The following is a 19951-nucleotide window of genomic DNA, read 5'->3' as shown; positions in this document are numbered from 1 at the left end:
CTATCTGATTGTTTCATATATGAAACTCAGTTTCTTATTTAATACAGCCACTATAAGTCTGGCGAAACTTTCGTCAAGCGAGCGGAACAGCAAATGTTAATGAAAGGTTGTTTAAAAATGACAAATGCGGGAAAGATCACGAAATCATGCACCGATATGAAAAACCTATGTCAGTTGTGCGCTCCCTCGCTAATTTATGGCAAAAAATGCGTTGATCCCGGCGGCGTATTGCGCGTAAAAGTGTTTTCTCTCTGTCTTTTACACCCTATTTGATAACAATAAATTTACATCAATCAGCCCCATCCCCGCGTTTGCGCCAAATGGCATCCTCGGGTGAGTTTACTGCTGCCTGAATTCGTCAACCGCTCGCACTGAGGAACGCGCCGTGCAACAACGTCAACGCTGGTTTGGGGTGATCGCCCTGCTGTTTCTGATCGTTATCGCCTATGCGGATCGAGTTAATATCGCCGTGATGTTGGTCAATCCCGACTTCCTGCAACACTTTCAACTCGGCGGTGACCGCGCTCACCAGGGCACACTGATGACGGTGTTTTTACTCGGTTACGGCCTCTCCGCCATGTTGCTGACGCCGTTTCTGGAAACGCTGATGGGTTACCGCCGTGCGCTGACGCTGAGCGTGGTGCTGTGGGCGCTGCTCACCGCCGCCTCGCCGCTGGCGGGATCGCTGCTGTTGCTGTGCGTGGTGCGCGCGCTGCTTGGCGTCAGCGAAGGGCCGCTGTTCTCGCTGAAAACCATGTACATCAGCGATCATTTCGCCGCCGACGAGCGCGGCAAGCCCAACGCGGTCAGCGCGCTGGGCGTCTCGTTGGGGCTGGTGATCGGCTTTCCGCTGGTGAGTTTTCTGATGGCGCACTTCGGCTGGGCGATGTCGTTTCACCTGCTGGCGCTGCTCAACCTGCTGCTGGGCCTGGCGCTGGTGCGGTTGTTCGTTCATCCGCTCGCCTTATCTTCATCTTCACGCCCCGCCGATCCGCAACCGGTGCTAAGCCGCGTCTGGCACACCTTTGCGCTGGCCTGGCGCACGCCGATGCTCGGCTGGATCCTGCTGATCGAGATCGCCACGCTCAGTTACCTGTGGGGCTCCAGCGCCTGGCTGCCGGCTTACCTGACCGATGAAAAGGGGTTCTCCATCAAGCAAATGGGCTGGATGGCCGCGCTGCCTTTCATCGTCAGCATCGCCTCCAAATACCTCGGCGGCGCGTTGCTCGATCGCATCCGTCCTTATCAGGCGCCGCTGATCTTCGTCTTTGGCGGCGCGGCGACCGCACTGTGCATCTATGGCGTAATGAACAGCCATCAGCTTGGCTGGATCGCCTTCTTTCTGCTGGCGGCCAACGCCTGTTGGGGCGTGCAGGGCGCGGCGATCCCCACGCTGCTGCAGCATTATGCGCGGCCGGAGGCGGTCGGCAGCGCCTATGGGCTGATCAACGGCATCGGCAATCTGTTCTCGGCGTTTGTGCCGATGGTGATGGGCATGGTGATGGCCAGCCAGGGTAAGGTGTCTTCAGGCTTTGCGGTGCTGATCGCTTCGCAGCTGCTGACGCTGCTGGCCGGCGGCGTGTTGTTTGGCCGCATGTTGCTGGCGCGGCAGGTGAAGCGGGCATAACCCCGTTCCCCTCTCCTCCGTAGCGGAAAACCGAATGCTTTAAGTGGGTGCTCAGGGATCTGGACGCCAACAACCAGCAGACGGGGGACATCCCCCGTCGCCGGGTTGCCTTACCGTTCGGATTCGTAAGCCAAAATGGCCGCAACCTCCGTAGTGCCCGATCGGATACGCAGTTCACACAGCGTGCTGCGCGTTATCCATGCCAGTGATATTACCGTGGCACAAATAACCACCAATTTTAACAGGCTCCGTTTGTTCGGCATCATGCCTTCTTCTCCTTGCCTCGCGGCGGGTAAGAGGCTAACTTAACGTTGTCTGGCGTTAGAGTTGGCCTCGGGTTGATGAATATCGACTCGGGGCTTTTCTCTTTGTATCTTTCGCAGAAGCTCCAGAGACAAAGATCCAGAGCACCCGCGCGCAGTATATTCATCCACCCCGCTATCCCGGCTCCCTTTTTCCTGACTCTTTTTCATTTCTGCGCAGGATTGCGCAAAGGCGTTGCAACAGGCTGAAAATCGCAGTGCGGATGGCGACAAACGAAATAAAAAAAGCGGAGATTGATGACAAACCTCATGCCATTGCTGGGCTTGCACAGAGAAACGTATAAAAAACAAATAAAATTAATTTATTAACTTTCTGTTGATGACCGCAAGGGAGGAAAAACCGAAAGCGTTGAGAGGGTGCTCAGGGATCTGGACGCCAACAACCAGCAGACGGGGGACATCCCCCGTCGCCGGGTTGCCTTACCGTTCGGATTCGTAAGCCAAAATGGCCGCAACCTCCGTAGTGCCCGATCGGATCCGCAGCTCACACAGCGTGCTGCGGGTTATCCATGCCAGTGATATTACCGTGGCACAAATAACCACCAATTTTAACAGGCTCCGTTTGTTCGGCATCATGCCTTCTTCTCCTTGCCTCGCGGCGGGTAAGAGGCTAACTTAACGTTGTTGGGCGTTAGAGTAGGCCTCGGGTTGATGGATATCACTCGGGGCTTTTCTCTTTGTACCTTTCACGCAGGCTCCAGATACAAAGATCCAGAGCACCCGCGCGCAGTATATTCATCCACCCCGCTATCCCGGCTCCCTTTTTCCTGACTCTTTTTCATTTCTGCGCAGGATTGCGCAAAGGCGTTGCAACAGGCTGAAAATCGCCGCGCGGATGGCGACAAACGAAATAAAAAAAGCGGCCCCAATTCGATGGGAGCCGCTTTTTCAGCGAGGCGTGGCCTGGCGTCAGGCGTGTTTCTTGGCCGCCTGCAGGTACAGCATCTCCAGACCCAACGTCGCCGCGGCCAGCGCGGTGATCTCGGACTGGTCATAAGCCGGCGCCACTTCCACTACGTCCATGCCGACAATGTTCAGCGACTGCATGCCGCGCACCAGTTTCAGCGCGCGATCGGAGGTCAGCCCGCCGATCACCGGCGTGCCGGTGCCCGGTGCGAACGCCGGATCCAGACAGTCGATATCGAAGGTCAGGTACACCGGCATATCGCCGACGATGCCTTTGATCTGCGTCAGCAGGTCGTCCACGCTGCGATCGTTCACCTGCGCGGCGTCCAGTACGGTAAAGCCGTTGTCATGATCGAACTCGGTGCGAATGCCGATCTGCACCGAGTGATGCGGATCGATCAGGCCTTCGTTCGGCGCATGATAGAACATGGTGCCATGGTCGAACTTGCTGCCGTTGGCGTAGGTATCGGTATGGGCGTCGAAGTGCACCAGCGCCAGCTTGCCGAAATGCTTGGCGTGCGCGCGCAGCAGCGGCAGGGTGACGAAGTGGTCGCCGCCGAACGAGAGCATCCGCTTACCGGCCTTCAGCAGTTTCTCCGCGTGCGCCTGCAGCTTGTCGCTCATGTCCTGCGCATCGCCGAAGTTGAACACGATGTCGCCGCAGTCAACCACATTCAGGCGATCGCGCAGATCGAAGCTCCACGGCCAACGATTGCCTTCCCAGGCCAGGTTGGTGGACACCTGACGGATGGCCGCCGGGCCATGACGGCCGCCGGCGCGGCCGGAGGTCGCCATGTCAAACGGAATGCCGGTGATGACCCACTCTGCATCGCTGTCGTAAGGCATGAAGTTCAGCGGAAAGCGCAGGAAACCAAAGGCGTTGGACACTAATGAATTATCGGACTGATGGCCTAAGGTGCTCATAGTAAACCCTCGTAGTTCAACAAGTTGCCGGGCGCAGACGCCGGGCCGTTACAAAAAAAAATCCCTCCCGCGTCGTTAGCCCGACGAGAAAGGGATTTATTCGATGTGTGTTTCGGTGCTACCGATACGGCAGATTATGGCCGCATTTTGTTCGTGCTTCAAGGGGGCCGACATCGCCCCCCTGAAGAGGGCGGTTACTCGTCTTCCAGATACGTGTAGCCGTACAGGCCGGCTTCAAACTCTTCCAGGAACTGCGCCTGCAGCTCGCTGTCCAGATCGGTTTCTTTGACCTGATCGCGGAATTTGGACAGCAGCGCGCTCGGATCGAGCTGCACGTACTCCAGCATGTCCGCCACGGTGTCGCCCTCGTCGGACAATTCGGTCTCGACGCTGCCGTCCGGGAACACGTACACGTCAACCGAGGCGGTGTCGCCGAACAGGTTGTGCATGTTGCCGAGGATCTCCTGATACGCACCGACCATGAAGAAGCCCAGCGCCGGCGGGTTCTCCGGATCGTACGGCGGCATCGGCATGGTGGTCGCCACGCCGTCGCCGTCGACGTAATGGTCGATGGTGCCGTCGGAATCGCAGGTGATGTCGAGCAGCACCGCACGGCCTTCCGGCGGCTTATCCAGCCCTTCCAGCGGCAGCACCGGGAACAGTTGATCGATACCCCAGGCATCCGGCATCGACTGGAACAGCGAGAAGTTGACGTAGAACTTGTCCGCCATGCGCTCTTGCAATTCGTCGATGATCGGGCGGTGCGCGCGGTTGCTCGGATCGAGCTGCTGCTGGATCTTGTTGCAGATGTTCAGATACAGCTGCTCGGCCCAGGCGCGCTTGGTCAGGTCCAGCATGCCGTGCGCGTATTGGGTATGCACGTCGTGCAGATCCATCTGGCTGTCGTGCAACCATTCGCGCAGCGAGCGGCGGTTTTCCGGCTCGTTCATTTCCAGCCAGGTTTCCCACATGCTTTCCAGCGCGCGCGGCGCATCGGCTTCCGGCGGCTGCGGTTCGCTGAATTCGTTGCGCTCTACGCCGATCACATTGGAGACCAGCACCGTGTGGTGCGCGGTCACGGCGCGGCCGGACTCGGTGATCACCGTCGGGTGCGGCAGGCCGTGTTCGTTACAGGCGTCGCCGATGCCCCAAATCACGTTGTTGGCGTATTCGTTCAGGCCGTAGTTGACCGAGCAATCGGACTGCGAACGGGTGCCTTCGTAGTCGACGCCCAAACCGCCGCCCACGTCGAAGCACTGAATGTTGACGCCCAGCTTGTGCAGCTCAACGTAGAAGCGCGCCGATTCGCGCACGCCGGTGGCGATATCGCGAATGTTGGCCAGCTGCGAGCCCAGGTGGAAGTGCAGCAACTGCAGGCTGTCGAGACGGCCCGCTTCGCGCAGGGTCTCCACCAGCTTCAGCACCTGCACCGCCGCCAGACCGAATTTGGACTTTTCGCCGCCGCTCGACTGCCATTTGCCGGAGCCTTGCGACGCCAGACGCGCACGCACGCCCAGGCGCGGTATGACGTTCAAGCGTTCGGCTTCTTCCAGCACCAGGTTGATCTCGGACATCTTTTCGATCACCAGGTACACCTTGTGCCCCAGTTTTTCCCCGATCAGCGCCAGGCGAATGTATTCACGATCTTTATAACCGTTACAGACGATCACCGAGCGGGTCATGCCGGCATGCGCCAGCACCGCCATCAGCTCGGCCTTGGAGCCGGCTTCCAGCCCCAGCGGTTCGCCGGAATTCACCAGCGATTCAATCACGCGGCGATGTTGGTTCACCTTGATCGGATACACCAGGAAATAGCCGCCCTGGTAACCGAAGGACTCGCGCGCGCGTTTGAACGCGGCGTTGATCGAACGCAGGCGATGCTGAAGGATCTGCGGGAAGCAGAACAGCGCCGGCAGACGTTGGCCATCTTGCTGGCGCGTTTTCACCAGTTCTGCCAGATCGACGCGCGCCTGCGGGACATCCGGATCCGGGCACACGCTGATATGGCCCAGCTCGTTGACGTCATAGTAATTGTTGCCCCAGTAGGCGACGTTATAAGTACGCAGCATCTTGCTGGCATTACGATCATTCATGGCAACCTCCTGCATGGAGCGCAAAGATAAAGACTCGCCCGCAACCGGCGGACGGTGAATCAACAGATCATCAGACATGGTTCGCCTCACATTCCGTACTGACGAAACCGTCAGCCACTATCGCAGCTACAACCCGCGAGAACAACCCAACAAGCCGCGCCGGCGGCAGCGAAGAGAACTGCCGTTCGCGGTCAGCGATCGGTTTATCACTCATATAATTGTAAGACACCCTGTTCAAACCTCGTGAATCGGGCCAAGAAACATCCCACAGGAAGGCTGCAGGCTACCCTTGTTCAGTTCTTCAGACGACCGTTAGCCGGCCCGAGAATCCTGAGTAGCGGCCAAGTGTTTATCGCACCTGGTAAGTGACAGAGAGACAAGACGGGAAATAGCAGAAGAATGTGCGCCAGAACGGCACTGCTGTTGGGAACCAACAACCGGTAGACAACGGATCATTAATCCAACCACCTCCACGCGCGCCGTTCGGAGTGAACGACCCAGCCTCTAAAATAGTGTAAGAACGTGACCGTTCGATGAAGCGGCGGCGCCATGGCGAACGCCCGCGACGGATAATAGCGCAATGCCGGCGAATGCAAAGCGGAAGTTTATCGTACCTTCCCCCACGCCAGACCGCCGTACTGTGCAGCAAATGAACCGCGCGCGCAGTTTATACCGGTAAGCAGGTGAAAAAGCAAAATGAAAATTCGCCGAAAACTGTTTCAAGCGATGAAAATGGCGCCAACCCGTTTGCGCAAAAGAGCGAAAGCGCAAAAAATTACTGGCAATCTGGCTAAACCCTGACCTAAAATAGACGTCCAGATGTTAATCCATCTATACTGGTTAACTGATAAACTGCTTAACGGCTTTGCCTGAGGGGCGTTGCAGGATGCATCTCGCGCCATCAGCGGAAGACCCTTCGCTTCGATGCCGGATCTCCAGCGCTGTGCAGTAATTTCTAACCCGTCTTATGCAAGGTAAAGAACACAATGGCTAAACACCTCTTCACGTCCGAATCCGTCTCCGAAGGGCATCCCGATAAAATCGCCGATCAGATCTCCGATGCCGTCCTCGACGCCATCCTGGAACAAGATCCGAAGGCGCGCGTCGCCTGCGAAACCTACGTGAAAACCGGCATGGTCCTGGTCGGCGGTGAAATCACCACCAGCGCCTGGGTCGATATCGAAGAGATCACCCGCAAGACCGTGCGCGAGATCGGCTACGTTCATTCGGACATGGGCTTTGACGCCAACTCCTGCGCAGTATTGAGCGCCATCGGCAAGCAATCCCCGGATATCAATCAGGGCGTTGACCGTACCGATCCTCTCGAGCAGGGCGCCGGCGATCAGGGCTTGATGTTTGGCTACGCCACCAACGAAACCGACGTGCTGATGCCTGCGCCTGTCACCTACGCGCACCGTCTGGTGCAGCGCCAGTCCGAAGTGCGTAAAAACGGCACCCTGCCGTGGCTGCGCCCGGACGCGAAGAGCCAGGTGACCTTCCAATACGACGACGGCAAAATCATCGGCATCGACGCCGTGGTGCTGTCCACTCAGCATTCCGAAGACATCGCGCTGAAAGATCTGCAAGAAGCGGTGATGGAAGAGATCATCAAGCCGGTACTGCCGGCTGAATGGCTGACGGCGGGCACCAAATACCACATCAACCCGACCGGCCGTTTCGTTATCGGCGGCCCGATGGGCGACTGCGGCCTGACCGGCCGTAAGATCATCGTCGACACCTACGGCGGCATGGCTCGCCACGGCGGCGGCGCCTTCTCCGGTAAGGATCCGTCCAAGGTTGACCGTTCCGCGGCTTACGCGGCGCGCTACGTGGCGAAAAACATCGTCGCCGCCGGCCTGGCCGATCGCTGCGAGATCCAGGTTTCTTACGCTATCGGCGTAGCGGAACCGACTTCCATCATGGTGGAAACCTTCGGTACCGAGAAAGTGCCAACCGAACAGCTGACGCTGCTGGTGCGCGAATTCTTCGATCTGCGCCCATACGGCCTGATCCAGATGATGGATCTGCTGCAGCCGATCTACCGCGAAACCGCCGCCTACGGCCACTTCGGCCGCGAGCACTTCCCGTGGGAAGCGACCGACAAGGCTGAGCTGCTGCGCGATGCCGCCGGCCTGAAATAAGCCCCGACATCAACATGAAAAACGGCGAGCCAAGTCTCGCCGTTTTTTTTTGAGCGGATGGGTGCTCCCGGATCAACGCATCGACTGCCAGCAAGCGGAGGCAAAGCCCCCGCCGCCGGGTTGCCTTACCGTTCGGATTCGTAAGCCAAAATGGCCGCAACCTCCGTAGTGCCCGATCGGATCCGCAGCTCACACAGCGAGCTGCGGGTTATCCATGCCAGTGATATTACCGTGGCACAAATAACCACCAATTTTAACAGGCTCCGTTTGTTCGGCATCATGCCTTCTTCTCCTTGCCTCGCGGCGGGTAAGAGGCTAACTTAACGTTGTGATGCGTTAGAGTAGGCCTCGGGTTGATGAATATCGACTCGGGGCTTTTCTCTTTGTATCTTTCGCTCGGGCTCCAGAGACAAAGATCCAGAGCACCCGCCCGCAGTATATTCATCTCACCACCACGCCTCGTGTTCCTTTTCGCACGCAATATCATTTTTGCGCAGCCGCTCGCAGCGCCTTACAACACCATGAAAAATAAAAAAAGGCTCAGCGCCGCTGAGCCCTTGATGGCAGAAAAAGCACGGCCGAGATGCCGATTACGACGTCTGCTTGCGCAACAGATAAACGAAGTACGGCGCGCCGATAAAGGTCGCCAGCAACCCGGCGGGGATCTGATACGGGAACAGCAGCATCCGCCCGCACCAGTCGGCAAACACCATCAGCAAGCCGCCCAGCAGCGCGGCGATCACCATCTGCGGCAGCGCGCGGCGGAAGCCCAGCATGCGCGCCATATGCGGCGCCATCAGCCCGACAAAGCTCAGCGGCCCCACGGTCAGAGTCGCCATGGCGGTCAGCGTGGCGGCCAGCAACAGGATGGTCAATCGCGCAGGTGTCAAGGCGATCCCCACCGAACGAGCGGTAGCGCCGCCGAGCGGCAGGATGGTCAGCCAACGGCGGCACAGCGGCGCCAATACCATCAGGCCGGCGGCCACCAGCGCGGTGCGCAGCGCCTGCGCTGGCTCCACCGAATAGGTCGAGCCGGAGAGCCAGGTCAGCAAGCCCCCCATACGCGGATCGCCGCTCGCCAACAGCAGGAAGATGACGGTGGTAAAGGCGGTGCTGAGCGCGATGCCGGCCAGCAGCATGCGTTCCGTCGAGAAACCGCCGCGGCCTGCGGCGATCATGATGATCAGCAGCGTAACGGCCGCCCCCAGACTGCCGGCGGGCAGCAGCCAAACGAAGGCGTCGCCCGGCACCATAAACAACATCATCACGACGCCAAAAGCGGCGCCGGAACTGATGCCCAACACTTCCGGGCTGGCCATCGGGTTGCCGGTCAGCTTCTGGATCAGCGTGCCGGCGACCGCCAGCATCATGCCCGCCGCCAACGCCGACAGCACCCGCGGCCAGCGCCACGGCAGCAGGGAGTCCAGTTCTGCCCCCAGGCTCCAGTGCCAGCCGCCGGCATTTTTACCCAGCATCAGCGCCAGCGTCAGGCCGATCAGCAATACGAGGCCACCCAGCAGGATCCAGCCGGGCAGATTCCCGCGCTCGGCAGGCACCTTGTCGCCAAGGTTCATCGGCGGCGGCGTGGCGGCGCTGCGCAAACGCGGCAACAGCCACAACAGCAGCGGTGCGCCGAACAGCGCGGTGGCCGCACCGGTCGGGATCTCGCGCCACACCTGCGTCACCCCGAGCATCACCTGATCGGTCAGCCACAGCAACAGCGCCCCCAGCAACGGCGCCAGCATCATGCGGTGCGCCAGACGGCGCGCGCCCAGCATCTTCGCCATCAGCGGCGCAAACAGGCCGATAAAGCCGATAACGCCCACCGCGCTCACCAGCATGGCGCTGAAGATAATGGCCAGCCCCAGGGCGCAGAAGCGCGCCATCGACAGCCCCAGGCCCAGGTTGCGCGCCACGCCGTCGTCCAGTCCCAGCAGCGTCAGCGGGCGCAGCAATAGCGCCGCCAGCGCACCGGCCACCAGCAAACGCGGCAGGAGGAACTGCACCGCGCTCCAGTCCTGTTGGTTCAGCGCGCCGGTGCCCCACAGGAACATGCCCTGCAGTTGATCGTAATGAAACAGCGCCAGCAGGCTGTTGACCGCGCCGCAGTAAAGTCCCAGCACCAGCCCGGCCAGAATCAGCGTCACCGGCGACATCCGCTTGCCCCAGGCGACGCCGAACACCAGCCCGCCCACCACAATCGCCCCCATCATAGCGGCCAACTGGCGGGTGAACTCGCCCCCCGGCAGCACCCACAGCGTGGCGATGGTCAGGCCGAGCTGCGCGCCGGCGGCCACGCCGAGCGTCGACGGTTCCGCCAACGGATTGCGCAACACCTGCTGGAACAGCACGCCAACCAACCCCAGACCGGCGCCGGCCAACAGCGACACCGTCAACCGCGGCAGCAGGCTGTAATGGAACAGCATTTGCCGCACGTCGTCGATGTCCGGCGCGCTGAGCGCCCGCACCCATTGCGCCGGCGGCAGCTGCTGCACCAGGTTATATATCGTCAAACCGCCTGCCGCCGCCAGCAACAGCAAGATCAGCGTCAGCGGCAATTTCCGGATGCCCGCATTCATGACGCACTCTCCTGAGCCTGCGCCAACAGGCGGCAAAACCGCATCGTCGACAGCGTAGCGCCATAGAACCACACCGCCGGCACCTGCCGCAGCTGGTTTTGCCGCACGAAGGGCAACGACTGCCACAGCGGCGTCGCGCTGACCTTGTCCATCATCGCCTGATTGCCGTGATCGAGATAAATGACCCGGGCGTTACGCACCGTGGCCAATCGTTCAATCCCCACCACCGCCGTGCCCCAAAAGTCGGTTGGCTCCTGCCAGGCATTGCGAATGCCGAGTTGATCCATCGCTTCCTGGAACAGACTTTTCTGGCCGATGATCAGCGCATGGCGCGTGTCGATCAGAGAAAACAACAGCAGCGGTTGCCGGGTGTAGCTTTGCAGGCGCTGACGCGCGTCCTGCATAAAGCTGTCGAACTGCGCCAGGTGGTTTACCGCCCGGCTTTCTATGCCCAACCGCTGACCCAGCGCCAGCAGCGACTGGCGGGCGACGGTCAGCGGTTTGCCGCTGCCGTCGTTGAAGCCGAAGCTCATGGTTGGCGCGATGGGTTGGATTTTGCGCGGCGTCGGGCCATAGCCTTGCGACAACAACACCAGCGAAGGCTGCAGTTGCTGCAGCAGTTCGAGGTTCGGTTCGGTGCGCTGGCCGACGTCGACCACCGTCGCCGGCAGCTTTGGCTCCGCCACCCACAGGTTATAGTTATGCACATCGGCCACCGCCAGCGGCGTCACGCCCAATGCCAACAGCAGCTCGATCGGCAACCATTCCAGCGCCGCAACGCGCGCGATATCCGGCGGCGCATCCGCCGCTCGGCCGGGCAACGAACCCAACAGCGGCGACAGCGCCAGCGCCATCAACAAACGGCGGCGCAGCGGATCGTGAGAAGAAGTGAATGCAGAGGACATCAGTAGACAAAACTCACCGGCGCGCCGCCGCTCGGATGCGGCAACGTGCCCATAGGAATACCGTAAATTTGCTCCAGCACCGGCCCCTGCATCAGCTCCAGCGGGCCGCCCTGGGCGATCATTTCACCGCCGCGCAGCGCCACCAAATGGTCGCAGTAGCGCGCCGCCATGTTGATGTCGTGCAGTACGGCGATCACCGTAAGATCGCGTTCGCGGCTCAAGCGCTGGATCAGCGCCAGCACCTCGACCTGGTGCGCGATATCCAGCGCCGAAGTCGGCTCGTCGAGCAGCAGGCAGCGGCTGTCCTGCGCCACCATCATCGCCAGCCAGGCGCGTTGGCGCTCGCCGCCGGAAAGGCTGTCCACCAGCCGGTTGGCGAACGGCTTCAAGCCCACCAGCGCGATGGCCTCTTCCACCTGTTGACGATCGTTGGCGCCAAAACGCCCCAGCGCGCCATGCCACGGATAACGGCCGACGGCCACCAGCTCGCGCACCGTCATGCCTTCCGCCGCCGGCAACTGCTGCGGCAGGTAGGCCACCTGGCGGGCGAAGGATTTGCTGTCCCACTGCACCAACGGCTGCTGATTGAGCAAGACCTGGCCGCCGCTGGGCGCATGGTGCCGCCCGAGCAGTTTCAACAGGGTGGATTTACCGGAACCGTTATGGCCGATCAGGCCACAGACTTTGCCCTGGGGAAAACTGAGCGACAGCGGTTGCAGCAGCACCCGGCCGGGGACGGCGAAACTGGCGTTATCCAGCGCGAAGGTCGCGCCGGGATTAAGAAGTTTGTCCTGCATAGATCCTGCTTTGTCCGGGGCGACGCGGCGCCGCCCCGGCTATCCGGTTAGAAACGGAAGGTTGCGGTGGCGACCACCTGGCGTTCTGCGCCCCAGTAGCAGGCGTAGTCGCGGTAGCAGCTCGACACGTAGGTCTTGTCGAACAGGTTGTTGATGTTGACGCCCACGGACGAACCCGGCAGGCCAAAGCGCGCCAGATCGTATTTAATGGTAGCGTCCACCAGCGTGTAATCCGGCACCTTAAAGGCGGAGTTATCGCTGTTGAAGCTCGAGCTGGAACCCACATAACGCACGCCGGAGCCCAGCGTCAGGCCGCTCACCGCCGTTTCGTGGAAGGTATAATCCGCCCACAGCGAAGCCATGTGTTTCGGCACCTCGACGGTCGGTTTACCCTGGTAAGTGTTGTCCTTGGTGTACTTCGCATCGGTATAGGTATAGGAGGCGATCAGGTTGACGTTGGCGTTCAACGCCGCCTTGGCTTCCAGCTCCACGCCGCGCGAGCGGATCTCGCCGCTCTGCACGCTGAACTGCGCGTTATCCGGATCCGGCGTCAGGTTGTTGTTCTTAGTCAGTTGGTACAGCGCGCCGGTCAGCACGATTGGGCGATCCTTCGGCACGTATTTCACACCGGCCTCATACTGTTTGCCGATAGAGGGCTTAAAGGTCTGGCCGTTGATTGACGTATCGAGGGTTGGTTCAAACGACTCGCTGTAGCTGAAATACGGCGTCACGCCGTTGTCGAACAGGTAATTCAATCCGCCGCGCCAGGTAAACTGCCCATCGGAGCGTTCGTTGGTGTACCCGAGAACGCGGTTATTGGCCGACGTTTTCGCCCAGTCATAGCGCCCGCCCAGCGTCAACAGCCACTGGTTCCACTCCCCTTGCTCCTGCACATACAGGCCGGTTTGCTCCTGACGGTTCAAATACTTGTATGGGAAGTTGATATTGACCACATCATTGCCATACTGCGGCTGGGTCATGCTCAGGCCGTCTGCGGAACCATAGTCGGAATTGATATCGTTGCGCATACGCGAATAATCTACGCCAAACAACAGCGTATGGTCGATATCGCCGGTTTTCACCTTCGCCTGCGCCTGAGTATCAACCGCAAAATTGTTCAGGTGCTCTTTCGACTGAACATAAGCGCGATTGATCGTCGTCGGTGATGACAAGCCAAATCCGTAGATGCTCTTCATATCGGTGTCCACCTGCATATAACGCAGGTTCTGGCGCACCGCCCAGGTATCGTTGAAGGCGTGTTCGAAACTGTACCCAATCATCCGCTGCTTGCGCGCCATATAGTTGCTGGCTTCACCTTCGTTGAAATCGGTCGGCAGTTTGCTGCCGTCCGGCAACGGGATCAGCGTGCCCTGCTTCGGCAGCCAGCCGTAATAACCGGTATAGGGATCGTTTTGAATGTTGGCCAGCAGCGTGAAGTTGGTTTTGTCATCCGGGCGCCAGCTAAAGGACGGCGCGATCGCATAGCGCTTCTCTTTGCTCATGTTTTGCTGCGTATCGCTGTCTTTCGCCAGACCGGTCAGGCGATAGGAATAGATGCCCTGATCGTCCAGCGCGTCGCTGAAATCGAAACCGGTCTGGAACAGGTTGTCGCTGCCCATCTTGAACTGGATTTCGCGCAGCGGCTCGGTGGTTGGCCGCTTGCTGACCATCGAGACCAAACCGCCCGGGTTGCTTTTGCCGTACAGCACCGAGACCGGGCCGCGCAGCAGTTCGGCGCGTTCGAGGAAATAAGGATCGATGGACGCTTCGCTGTAGTTGTCGCCCAGCAACCGCAGGCCATCCAGATACTGGGTGGTGTTGGTGGCCGGGAAGCCGCGGATTGCCACCGCGTCATAGGTCGTGGAGCTGCCACGGCTGGCGAATACGCCCGGCGCATAGGCCAGTGCGCCCTTCACCGTATCCGGTTGGCGCATGTCCATCTCTTCACGCGTTACCACGGAAACGGACTGCGGGTTCTTCTCGATCGGCGTATCGGTTTTGGTGCCGGTGGCGCTGCGCTTGGCGACATAGGTGCCGACCGGCCCCCAGGCGCTTTCCTGCTGGGCGGTGTTGCTACCGCCCACAACGGTAATCGTGTCTTCCTTGGCGGCCGGCTTGGCGTCGGCGGAAAAAGCCGGCATCGCCAGCGTGCCCAACGCCGCAGCGACGGTGATCGCTAACGCGTTGACGGGGAGACGGCCCTGCTTGGCCGCGGATGATGAAAGACGCTTGGTAAGCATGATTTATTTCTCTGATGAATTATTAAATGACGAATGTAAACGATAATAATTATTATAAGCGTCGCATTTTATGCAGAAGCCAAATTAAACTGCAAGCCGAATTCATAGGGCAAATAGGTTAAGGATTAGGCGCTTAGCCTTGCGGTTAACAGGGAAATAAAACGAGCGGAAAAATAAAAAAGCCCGCAACCAAGGTTACGGGCTTAATAACAAAGAAAAAACTTTCACCGGGGCCGACGCCCCGGTAGCGATTACTGGCCGAACATATCCTTGATCCAGCCGGCGACGCCATCGCCATCTTTTTGCTCACCCGCCGCCGGTTGTTGCTGTTGCTGCTGTTGCTGCACCGCCGCCTGGCTGGCCTGGCACAATCCCTGCGGATTGTCGGTCCAGACCGGGATGGTGCGCCAACTGCCGCCGCCGCAGATAAAGTTGCCGGCAGAGTCGATGCTCATCTGGTTAATGCCTTCCGGCGGCTGCAGCATCAGCGGCAGCGGCGTCTGGTTTTCCAGATAGCGGCGATACAGGGTCAACGCGCCGTTGGCGCCGGTCAGCTTGGCCGGGCCGTTGTTATCGCGCCCGACCCAGGCGATCGCCACTTCCTTGCCGTCGATGCCGGCGAACCAGCTGTCGCGCAGATCGTTAGTGGTACCGGTTTTCGCCGCCAGGTTGTAGTTCGGGAACTTCACCGACAGCGAGCGGGAGGTCCCGCGCGCCACGCCCTGCTGCATCGCGTACAGCGTCAGGTAAGCGGCCTGCGCCGGCACCATGCGCTCCGCCTGCGGGAAGCTCTGGTACAGCACCGTGCCGTCTTCGGCGATCACCGAACGCACCGCCGACAGCGGCGCACGGTTACCGCCGCTGGCGATGGTCTGGTACTCCTGCGCCACTTCCATCGGCGTCAGGCCGATCGCCCCCAGCAGCATCGAAGGCACCGGGTTGATCTCCGCTTTCGGGATGCCCAGGCGTTGCAGCGTGGCGCTGATCTGATCCAGCCCGACCGACAGGCCGAGGTTCACCGTCGGCACGTTCAGCGAGTTGGCCAACGCATCCACCAGCATCACCTGACCGCGGAATTTGCGATCATAGTTGTTCGGCTGCCAGACGGCGCCGTTCGGCTGTTTCAGCGACAGCGGCGCATCCGCCAGCCAGGTGTTGAGGCGGTATTTATCCGGTTCGGACAGCGCGGTCAGATACGTCGGCGGCTTGGCCAACGAGCCGACCAGACGGCGCGCCTGCATGGCGCGGTTGAAACCGGCGAACTGCGGGTTGGCGCCGCCGACCATGGCGCGCACTTCACCGCTGAAGCGATCGACGATCACCATCGCCGCCTCCAGATCCTGCAGGTGACGCGCGGCGCGCAGCGCCGGGATGCCGTCTTCGACCGCTTTTTCCGCCGCGTCTTGCGACACCGGATCCAGCGTGGTGAAGATCTTCACCCCGGACAAGTCATTCACTTTATCGCCCAGCCTGGTTTGCAGTTCCTGACGCACCATCTGCATAAACGCCGGCTGTGGCGTAATGACGCCGCCTTTCGGCTGTACGCCCAGCGGACGCGCGCTCAGCATGTCATACAGCTCGCCGTCGATCACACCCTGGTTCTGCAGCAGTTTGAGCACCAGGTTGCGGCGTTCCAGCGCCAGTTTCGGGTTACGCCACGGGTTGTACAGTGACGCGCCCTTGACCATGCCGACCAGCAGCGCCTGTTGATCGAGGCTCAGCTCGTCCACCGGGCGGCCGAAGTAATACAGGCTGGCCAGCGGGAAGCCGCGGATCTGGTCGCTGCCGCTCTGGCCGAGGTACACCTCGTTCAGATACAGCTCCAGGATGCGGTCTTTGCTGTAACGGTAATCGACCAACAGCGCCATATAGGCTTCGTTGGCCTTACGCCACAACGAACGTTCGTTGGTCAGGAACAGGTTCTTCACCAGCTGCTGCGTCAGGGTACTGCCGCCCTGCACCGCACGGCCGGCGGTCAGGTTGGCCAGCACCGCGCGGCCGATGGAGTACGGGCTGATGCCGTCATGCTCATAGAAGTGGCGGTCTTCCGTGGCAATCAGCGTATCCACTAACAGATCCGGGAAACCGGAGCGCGGCACGAACAGGCGCTGTTCACCGTTCGGCGACTGCAGCATGGTGATAAGACGCGGATCGAGGCGGAAGAAGCCGAAGCTGCGGCCGCTGTCCAGGTTTTCGATCTTCGCCAGGCGGTTGTTCTGGAAATCGAGGCGGGCGCGGATCTGCCCTTCTTTACCATCCGGGAAGTCGAACGGGCGGCGCAGCATCTCGATACTGTTGGCCTGTACGGTAAACTCGCCCGGACGCGTCATGCGGCTGACCTGGCGATACTGCATGCCTTCCAGCAGGTTGACCATCTCCTTCTTGCTGTACGGCATGCCCGGTTCCAGGTTGACCATGCGGCCGTACACCGCCGCCGGCAATTGCCAGACTTTGCCGTCGATGCGGCTGCGGATCTGGGAATCCAAATAGACGCCGTAGATCGCCAACAGGACGGCGAGCACCAGGATCAGTTTGATAATCAGGCCGAGCCAGCGGCGTTTTTTACGCGGCGGAGTCGCTTTTACCTTACGCGGCATGCGTTCCTCCTCCTCTTCATACTCATCATCGTCATACTCGTCTTCTTCGTAATCGTCATAATCGTCGTCTCGGCGACGGCGCGGCGGCTTGCGCGACGCGGTGCTTTTTGGTTGTTTTCCTTTGCGCCCGATGGGCTCGCGGTCATCCCCAGCCATGGCTGTTGTTCTCCGAGCTTGCCGACACTGCCGGCCGTGATTAGTCGCTTAATCTGTGCCGACGCCGCAGCGCTGACCAGAAGAAACATCTGAATTCCAAACCTTGAATGATCGCGACCTACTGATATTTCTTCGTTCGGCGCGTCGGTACCGCCGTGGCCGGATCGTCCGGCCACACGTGTTTCGGGTAGCGGCCCTTCATCTCTTTTTGCACCTCGCGGTAGGCGCCTTGCCAGAAGGCCGCCAGATCGCCGGTGATTTGCAACGGCCGGTGCGCCGGTGAGAGTAACTCAAGCACCACCGGGATGCGACCCTCCGCCAACATCGGGCTGCGCTGCTCGCCGAACATCTCCTGCAAACGCACCGCCAGCGCCGGCGGTTTGCCGGCCTCATAACGGATCGGCAGGCGGCTGCCGGTCGGCACAGTGTAATGAGTGGGTAGCGCATTATCCAGCCGCTGCTTTTGCTGCCAGTCCAGCAGGCGGGATAGCGCCTCGGCGATGTTGACCTGCTTCAAGCCGCGCAGATCGCGCACGCCATTCAGCGACGGCAGCAGCCACTGATCCAGCGCCGCCAGCAGCGGCTCTTCATCCATCGCCGGCCACTCCGCCTCCGGCAGCCAGGCTTGCGCGCACTGCAGGCGCACCCGCAATTGTTCGGCGGCGCCCTCCCAGTTGAGCACCGCCAGCCCCTGCGCGCGCACCCAATCGAGCAGCGCCTGCTGCAGCTCTTCGTCCGCCGGTTTGGCCAGCGGCTGGGCACGCAGCGTCAGACGGCCGATCTGCTGGCGCTTCCAGGCGCGCAGCGTGCCCTTCTCTTCATCCCACTCCACCGCCGTACGCGGCGTGACGATCGCCGGCAGCTGCGCCGCCAGCGCTTCGATGTCCACCGGCAACGCCAACAGGATACGCGCATCGGGGCTGTTGTGGCCCTGCAACAGGCTGGGGACGATCAGCCAGGGCGCGCGCGACAGCGCCTCATCCTGGTTCATCGCCGCCCCCATGCCGTTAGCCAGCAAGTAGCGGCCGTCCTGGCCACGGCGCTGGGCGATGCGATCGGCAAATGCCGACGCCAACAGGCGCGGCGCCAACTCGACGTCGACTTGCCCCGCACGTTGCGGCAGGCGTTTGGCCAACTGCGCCGCGCGCTGCCGCCAGTTCGCTTGCGGGCGGCTCAGCCAATAACCGATATCCATCTGCCCGCCGCGCGGCGGTTCTTCCAGCAACGCCGCCAACAACGCCGCCGCCGCCAGGCCGTCGGCGCTCAGCGTCGCGCCGGCAACCAGCATCGCCGCCAGCCGAGGCTCGCACCCCAACGCGGCCATCTGGCGCCCCGGCGCGGTGAGTTTGTCGCCGTCATCCGTAGCCCCCAACCGGCGCAACAGCGCCCTGGCCGCCGCCAATGCCGCCGCCGGCGGCGCATCAAGCCAGGTCAGCTGCGCCGGATCGTGGCAACCCCACTGCAACAGTTCGAGCCAGAAGCCGGTGAGATCGCTCTGTAAAATATCCGGTTCGGCATGTTCCGCCGCGCGTTCCGCCTGTTCTTTGACGAACAGATGCCAGCAAAGGCCTGGCTCCAGGCGCCCGGCGCGCCCGGCGCGCTGCACCATCGAGGCCTGACTGATGCGCTGCGTCGCCAGCCGTGTCAAACCGTTGCGCACGTCGTAACGCGCCACGCGCTCCAGGCCGCTGTCCACCACCAGCCGAATGCCCTCGATCGTCAGGCTGGTTTCGGCGATGTTGGTCGCCAGCACCACCTTGCGGCGGCCAGGCGCCGCCGGCTGAATCGCTTTTTGCTGTTGCGCCAGAGGCAAGGCACCATACAGCGGGCAAAGATCGGTATCGCTCTCCACCTCGCCGGTCAATCGCTCCAGCACCCGATTGATCTCCGCCACGCCCGGCAGGAACAGCAGCAAAGATCCCGGCTGTTCGGCCAGCAACCGCTTCACCGCCGCCGCTACGCCGTCCTCCAGCCGCTGATGGCTGGCCAACGGCTGATACAGGCGTTCAACCGGGAAACTGCGCCCCTCAGACACCACTACCGGCGCTTCCGGCAGCAACTGCGACAGGCGAGCGTTATCCAAGGTGGCCGACATGATCAGCAGTTTCAGATCGTCGCGCAGCCCTTGCTGCACGTCGAGCAGCAACGCCAGCGCCAAATCGGCCTGCAGGCTGCGTTCATGGAACTCATCGAGGATCACCAACGACACGCCCTGCAGCTCGGCATCCTGCTGCAGCATGCGGGTGAGAATGCCTTCCGTCACCACTTCCAGTCGGGTTTGCGGCCCGCTTTTGCTTTCGGCGCGCATGCGGTAGCCCACGGTCTGACCAGGCTCCTCCCCCAGTTGCTGCGCCAGGCGATAGGCGACGTTTTTCGCCGCCAGCCGCCGCGGCTCCAACATGATAATGCGCCCCGGCAACCCGGCCTTAGCCAGGATCTGCAGCGGCAACCAGGTGGATTTACCGGCGCCGGTCGGGGCGTGCAACAGCACCTGCGGGGCAGACTGCAGCGCAGCCAGCAACTCATCGAGCACTGCGCTGACGGGCAATGAAGACACTGAATTCTCCGTAGTGGTTAGCGTTAAACGGCGTACAGTGTAGCATTAGCTTTGTCCCCGTAGCCTTTCAAACTGCGGCGTCGTTAGCTATAGTACGGAGCTCATT

General features: G+C 61.0%; 13 protein-coding genes. 2 read left to right on the top strand and 11 right to left on the bottom strand.

From position 1 onward, the window contains the following. Positions 1-385 precede the first annotated feature (385 nt). The gene (locus ACMGF7_RS11715) at positions 386-1627 is read left to right on the top strand and encodes an MFS transporter (RefSeq protein WP_273890485.1); all 1242 of its coding nucleotides are present in this window, start codon (positions 386-388) and stop codon (positions 1625-1627) included. A gap of 110 nt (positions 1628-1737) precedes the next feature. Here the strand turns inward: ACMGF7_RS11715 and ACMGF7_RS11710 are convergent, their stop codons facing one another. The 4 genes from ACMGF7_RS11710 to speA all read right to left on the bottom strand — a co-directional run bounded on the left by ACMGF7_RS11710 (position 1738) and on the right by speA (position 5951). Continuing rightward, positions 1738-1890 (bottom strand): Hok/Gef family protein, encoded by a 153-nt coding sequence (locus tag ACMGF7_RS11710; protein ID WP_004937610.1) that lies wholly within the window; start codon positions 1888-1890, stop codon positions 1738-1740. Between the two features lie 480 nt (positions 1891-2370). Continuing rightward, positions 2371-2523 (bottom strand): Hok/Gef family protein, encoded by a 153-nt coding sequence (locus ACMGF7_RS11705; protein ID WP_004937610.1) that lies wholly within the window; start codon positions 2521-2523, stop codon positions 2371-2373. 336 nt (positions 2524-2859) lie between these two features. After that, positions 2860-3780 carry an agmatinase gene (speB, locus tag ACMGF7_RS11700; protein ID WP_004937606.1) on the bottom strand — a complete coding sequence of 307 codons (921 nt, stop codon included), beginning with the start codon at positions 3778-3780 and terminating at the stop codon, positions 2860-2862. A gap of 194 nt (positions 3781-3974) precedes the next feature. Next, a complete protein-coding gene (gene speA / locus ACMGF7_RS11695; protein ID WP_004937600.1) occupies positions 3975-5951 on the bottom strand; it encodes a biosynthetic arginine decarboxylase in 1977 nt (658 codons plus the stop codon). A 908-nt stretch (positions 5952-6859) separates the two neighbouring features. On the opposite strand from speA, the gene metK reads away from it, so the two are divergent. After that, positions 6860-8014, top strand: coding sequence for a methionine adenosyltransferase (gene metK, locus ACMGF7_RS11690; protein ID WP_049241925.1), 1155 nt, complete (start codon positions 6860-6862; stop codon positions 8012-8014). A 125-nt stretch (positions 8015-8139) separates the two neighbouring features. Here metK and ACMGF7_RS11685 read toward each other — a convergent pair whose 3' ends face one another. The 7 genes from ACMGF7_RS11685 to hrpB form a co-directional block, all read right to left on the bottom strand. After that, positions 8140-8292 carry a Hok/Gef family protein gene (locus ACMGF7_RS11685; protein ID WP_004937594.1) on the bottom strand — a complete coding sequence of 51 codons (153 nt, stop codon included), beginning with the start codon at positions 8290-8292 and terminating at the stop codon, positions 8140-8142. A gap of 312 nt (positions 8293-8604) precedes the next feature. Continuing rightward, on the bottom strand, positions 8605-10593 hold the full coding sequence (fhuB, locus tag ACMGF7_RS11680) for a Fe(3+)-hydroxamate ABC transporter permease FhuB (protein WP_164095565.1): 1989 nt from the start codon (positions 10591-10593) through the stop codon (positions 8605-8607). Next, on the bottom strand, positions 10590-11498 hold the full coding sequence (gene fhuD / locus ACMGF7_RS11675; RefSeq protein WP_021504740.1) for a Fe(3+)-hydroxamate ABC transporter substrate-binding protein FhuD: 909 nt from the start codon (positions 11496-11498) through the stop codon (positions 10590-10592). Before fhuD ends, fhuB begins: the two co-directional genes overlap by 4 nt. Then, positions 11498-12295 carry a Fe3+-hydroxamate ABC transporter ATP-binding protein FhuC gene (gene fhuC, locus ACMGF7_RS11670; protein ID WP_049239906.1) on the bottom strand — a complete coding sequence of 266 codons (798 nt, stop codon included), beginning with the start codon at positions 12293-12295 and terminating at the stop codon, positions 11498-11500. The genes fhuD and fhuC overlap by 1 nt, the downstream gene beginning before the upstream one ends. Positions 12296-12342: 47 nt before the next feature. Beyond that, positions 12343-14535 (bottom strand): ferrichrome porin FhuA, encoded by a 2193-nt coding sequence (gene fhuA, locus ACMGF7_RS11665; RefSeq protein ID WP_049239907.1) that lies wholly within the window; start codon positions 14533-14535, stop codon positions 12343-12345. A 251-nt stretch (positions 14536-14786) separates the two neighbouring features. Further along, the gene (gene mrcB / locus ACMGF7_RS11660; RefSeq protein WP_016930056.1) at positions 14787-17288 is read right to left on the bottom strand and encodes a bifunctional glycosyl transferase/transpeptidase; all 2502 of its coding nucleotides are present in this window, start codon (positions 17286-17288) and stop codon (positions 14787-14789) included. A 118-nt stretch (positions 17289-17406) separates the two neighbouring features. Beyond that, positions 17407-19845 carry an ATP-dependent helicase HrpB gene (gene hrpB / locus ACMGF7_RS11655; protein WP_197763854.1) on the bottom strand — a complete coding sequence of 813 codons (2439 nt, stop codon included), beginning with the start codon at positions 19843-19845 and terminating at the stop codon, positions 17407-17409. Between the last annotated feature and the right edge of the window lie 106 nt (positions 19846-19951).

It is taken from the genome of Serratia sp. BNK-17, assembly GCF_048684935.1.
Taxonomy (GTDB): domain Bacteria; phylum Pseudomonadota; class Gammaproteobacteria; order Enterobacterales; family Enterobacteriaceae; genus Serratia; species Serratia nematodiphila.
The sequence above is the reverse complement of the archived record's forward strand: the minus strand, read 5'-3'. Positions and strand labels throughout refer to the sequence as shown.

Excerpts from the sequence above, each read along its gene's own strand:
- ACMGF7_RS11710 (WP_004937610.1), bottom strand. The coding sequence starts at position 1,890 with ATGCCGAACAAACGGAGCCTGTTAAAATTGGTGGTTATTTGTGCCACG.
- ACMGF7_RS11705 (WP_004937610.1), bottom strand. The coding sequence starts at position 2,523 with ATGCCGAACAAACGGAGCCTGTTAAAATTGGTGGTTATTTGTGCCACG.
- speB (WP_004937606.1), bottom strand. The coding sequence starts at position 3,780 with ATGAGCACCTTAGGCCATCAGTCCGATAATTCATTAGTGTCCAACGCC.
- speA (WP_004937600.1), bottom strand. The coding sequence starts at position 5,951 with ATGTCTGATGATCTGTTGATTCACCGTCCGCCGGTTGCGGGCGAGTCT.
- metK (WP_049241925.1), top strand. The coding sequence starts at position 6,860 with ATGGCTAAACACCTCTTCACGTCCGAATCCGTCTCCGAAGGGCATCCC.
- ACMGF7_RS11685 (WP_004937594.1), bottom strand. The coding sequence starts at position 8,292 with ATGCCGAACAAACGGAGCCTGTTAAAATTGGTGGTTATTTGTGCCACG.
- fhuB (WP_164095565.1), bottom strand. The coding sequence starts at position 10,593 with ATGAATGCGGGCATCCGGAAATTGCCGCTGACGCTGATCTTGCTGTTG.
- fhuD (WP_021504740.1), bottom strand. The coding sequence starts at position 11,498 with ATGTCCTCTGCATTCACTTCTTCTCACGATCCGCTGCGCCGCCGTTTG.
- fhuC (WP_049239906.1), bottom strand. The coding sequence starts at position 12,295 with ATGCAGGACAAACTTCTTAATCCCGGCGCGACCTTCGCGCTGGATAAC.
- fhuA (WP_049239907.1), bottom strand. The coding sequence starts at position 14,535 with ATGCTTACCAAGCGTCTTTCATCATCCGCGGCCAAGCAGGGCCGTCTC.
- mrcB (WP_016930056.1), bottom strand. The coding sequence starts at position 17,288 with ATGGCTGGGGATGACCGCGAGCCCATCGGGCGCAAAGGAAAACAACCA.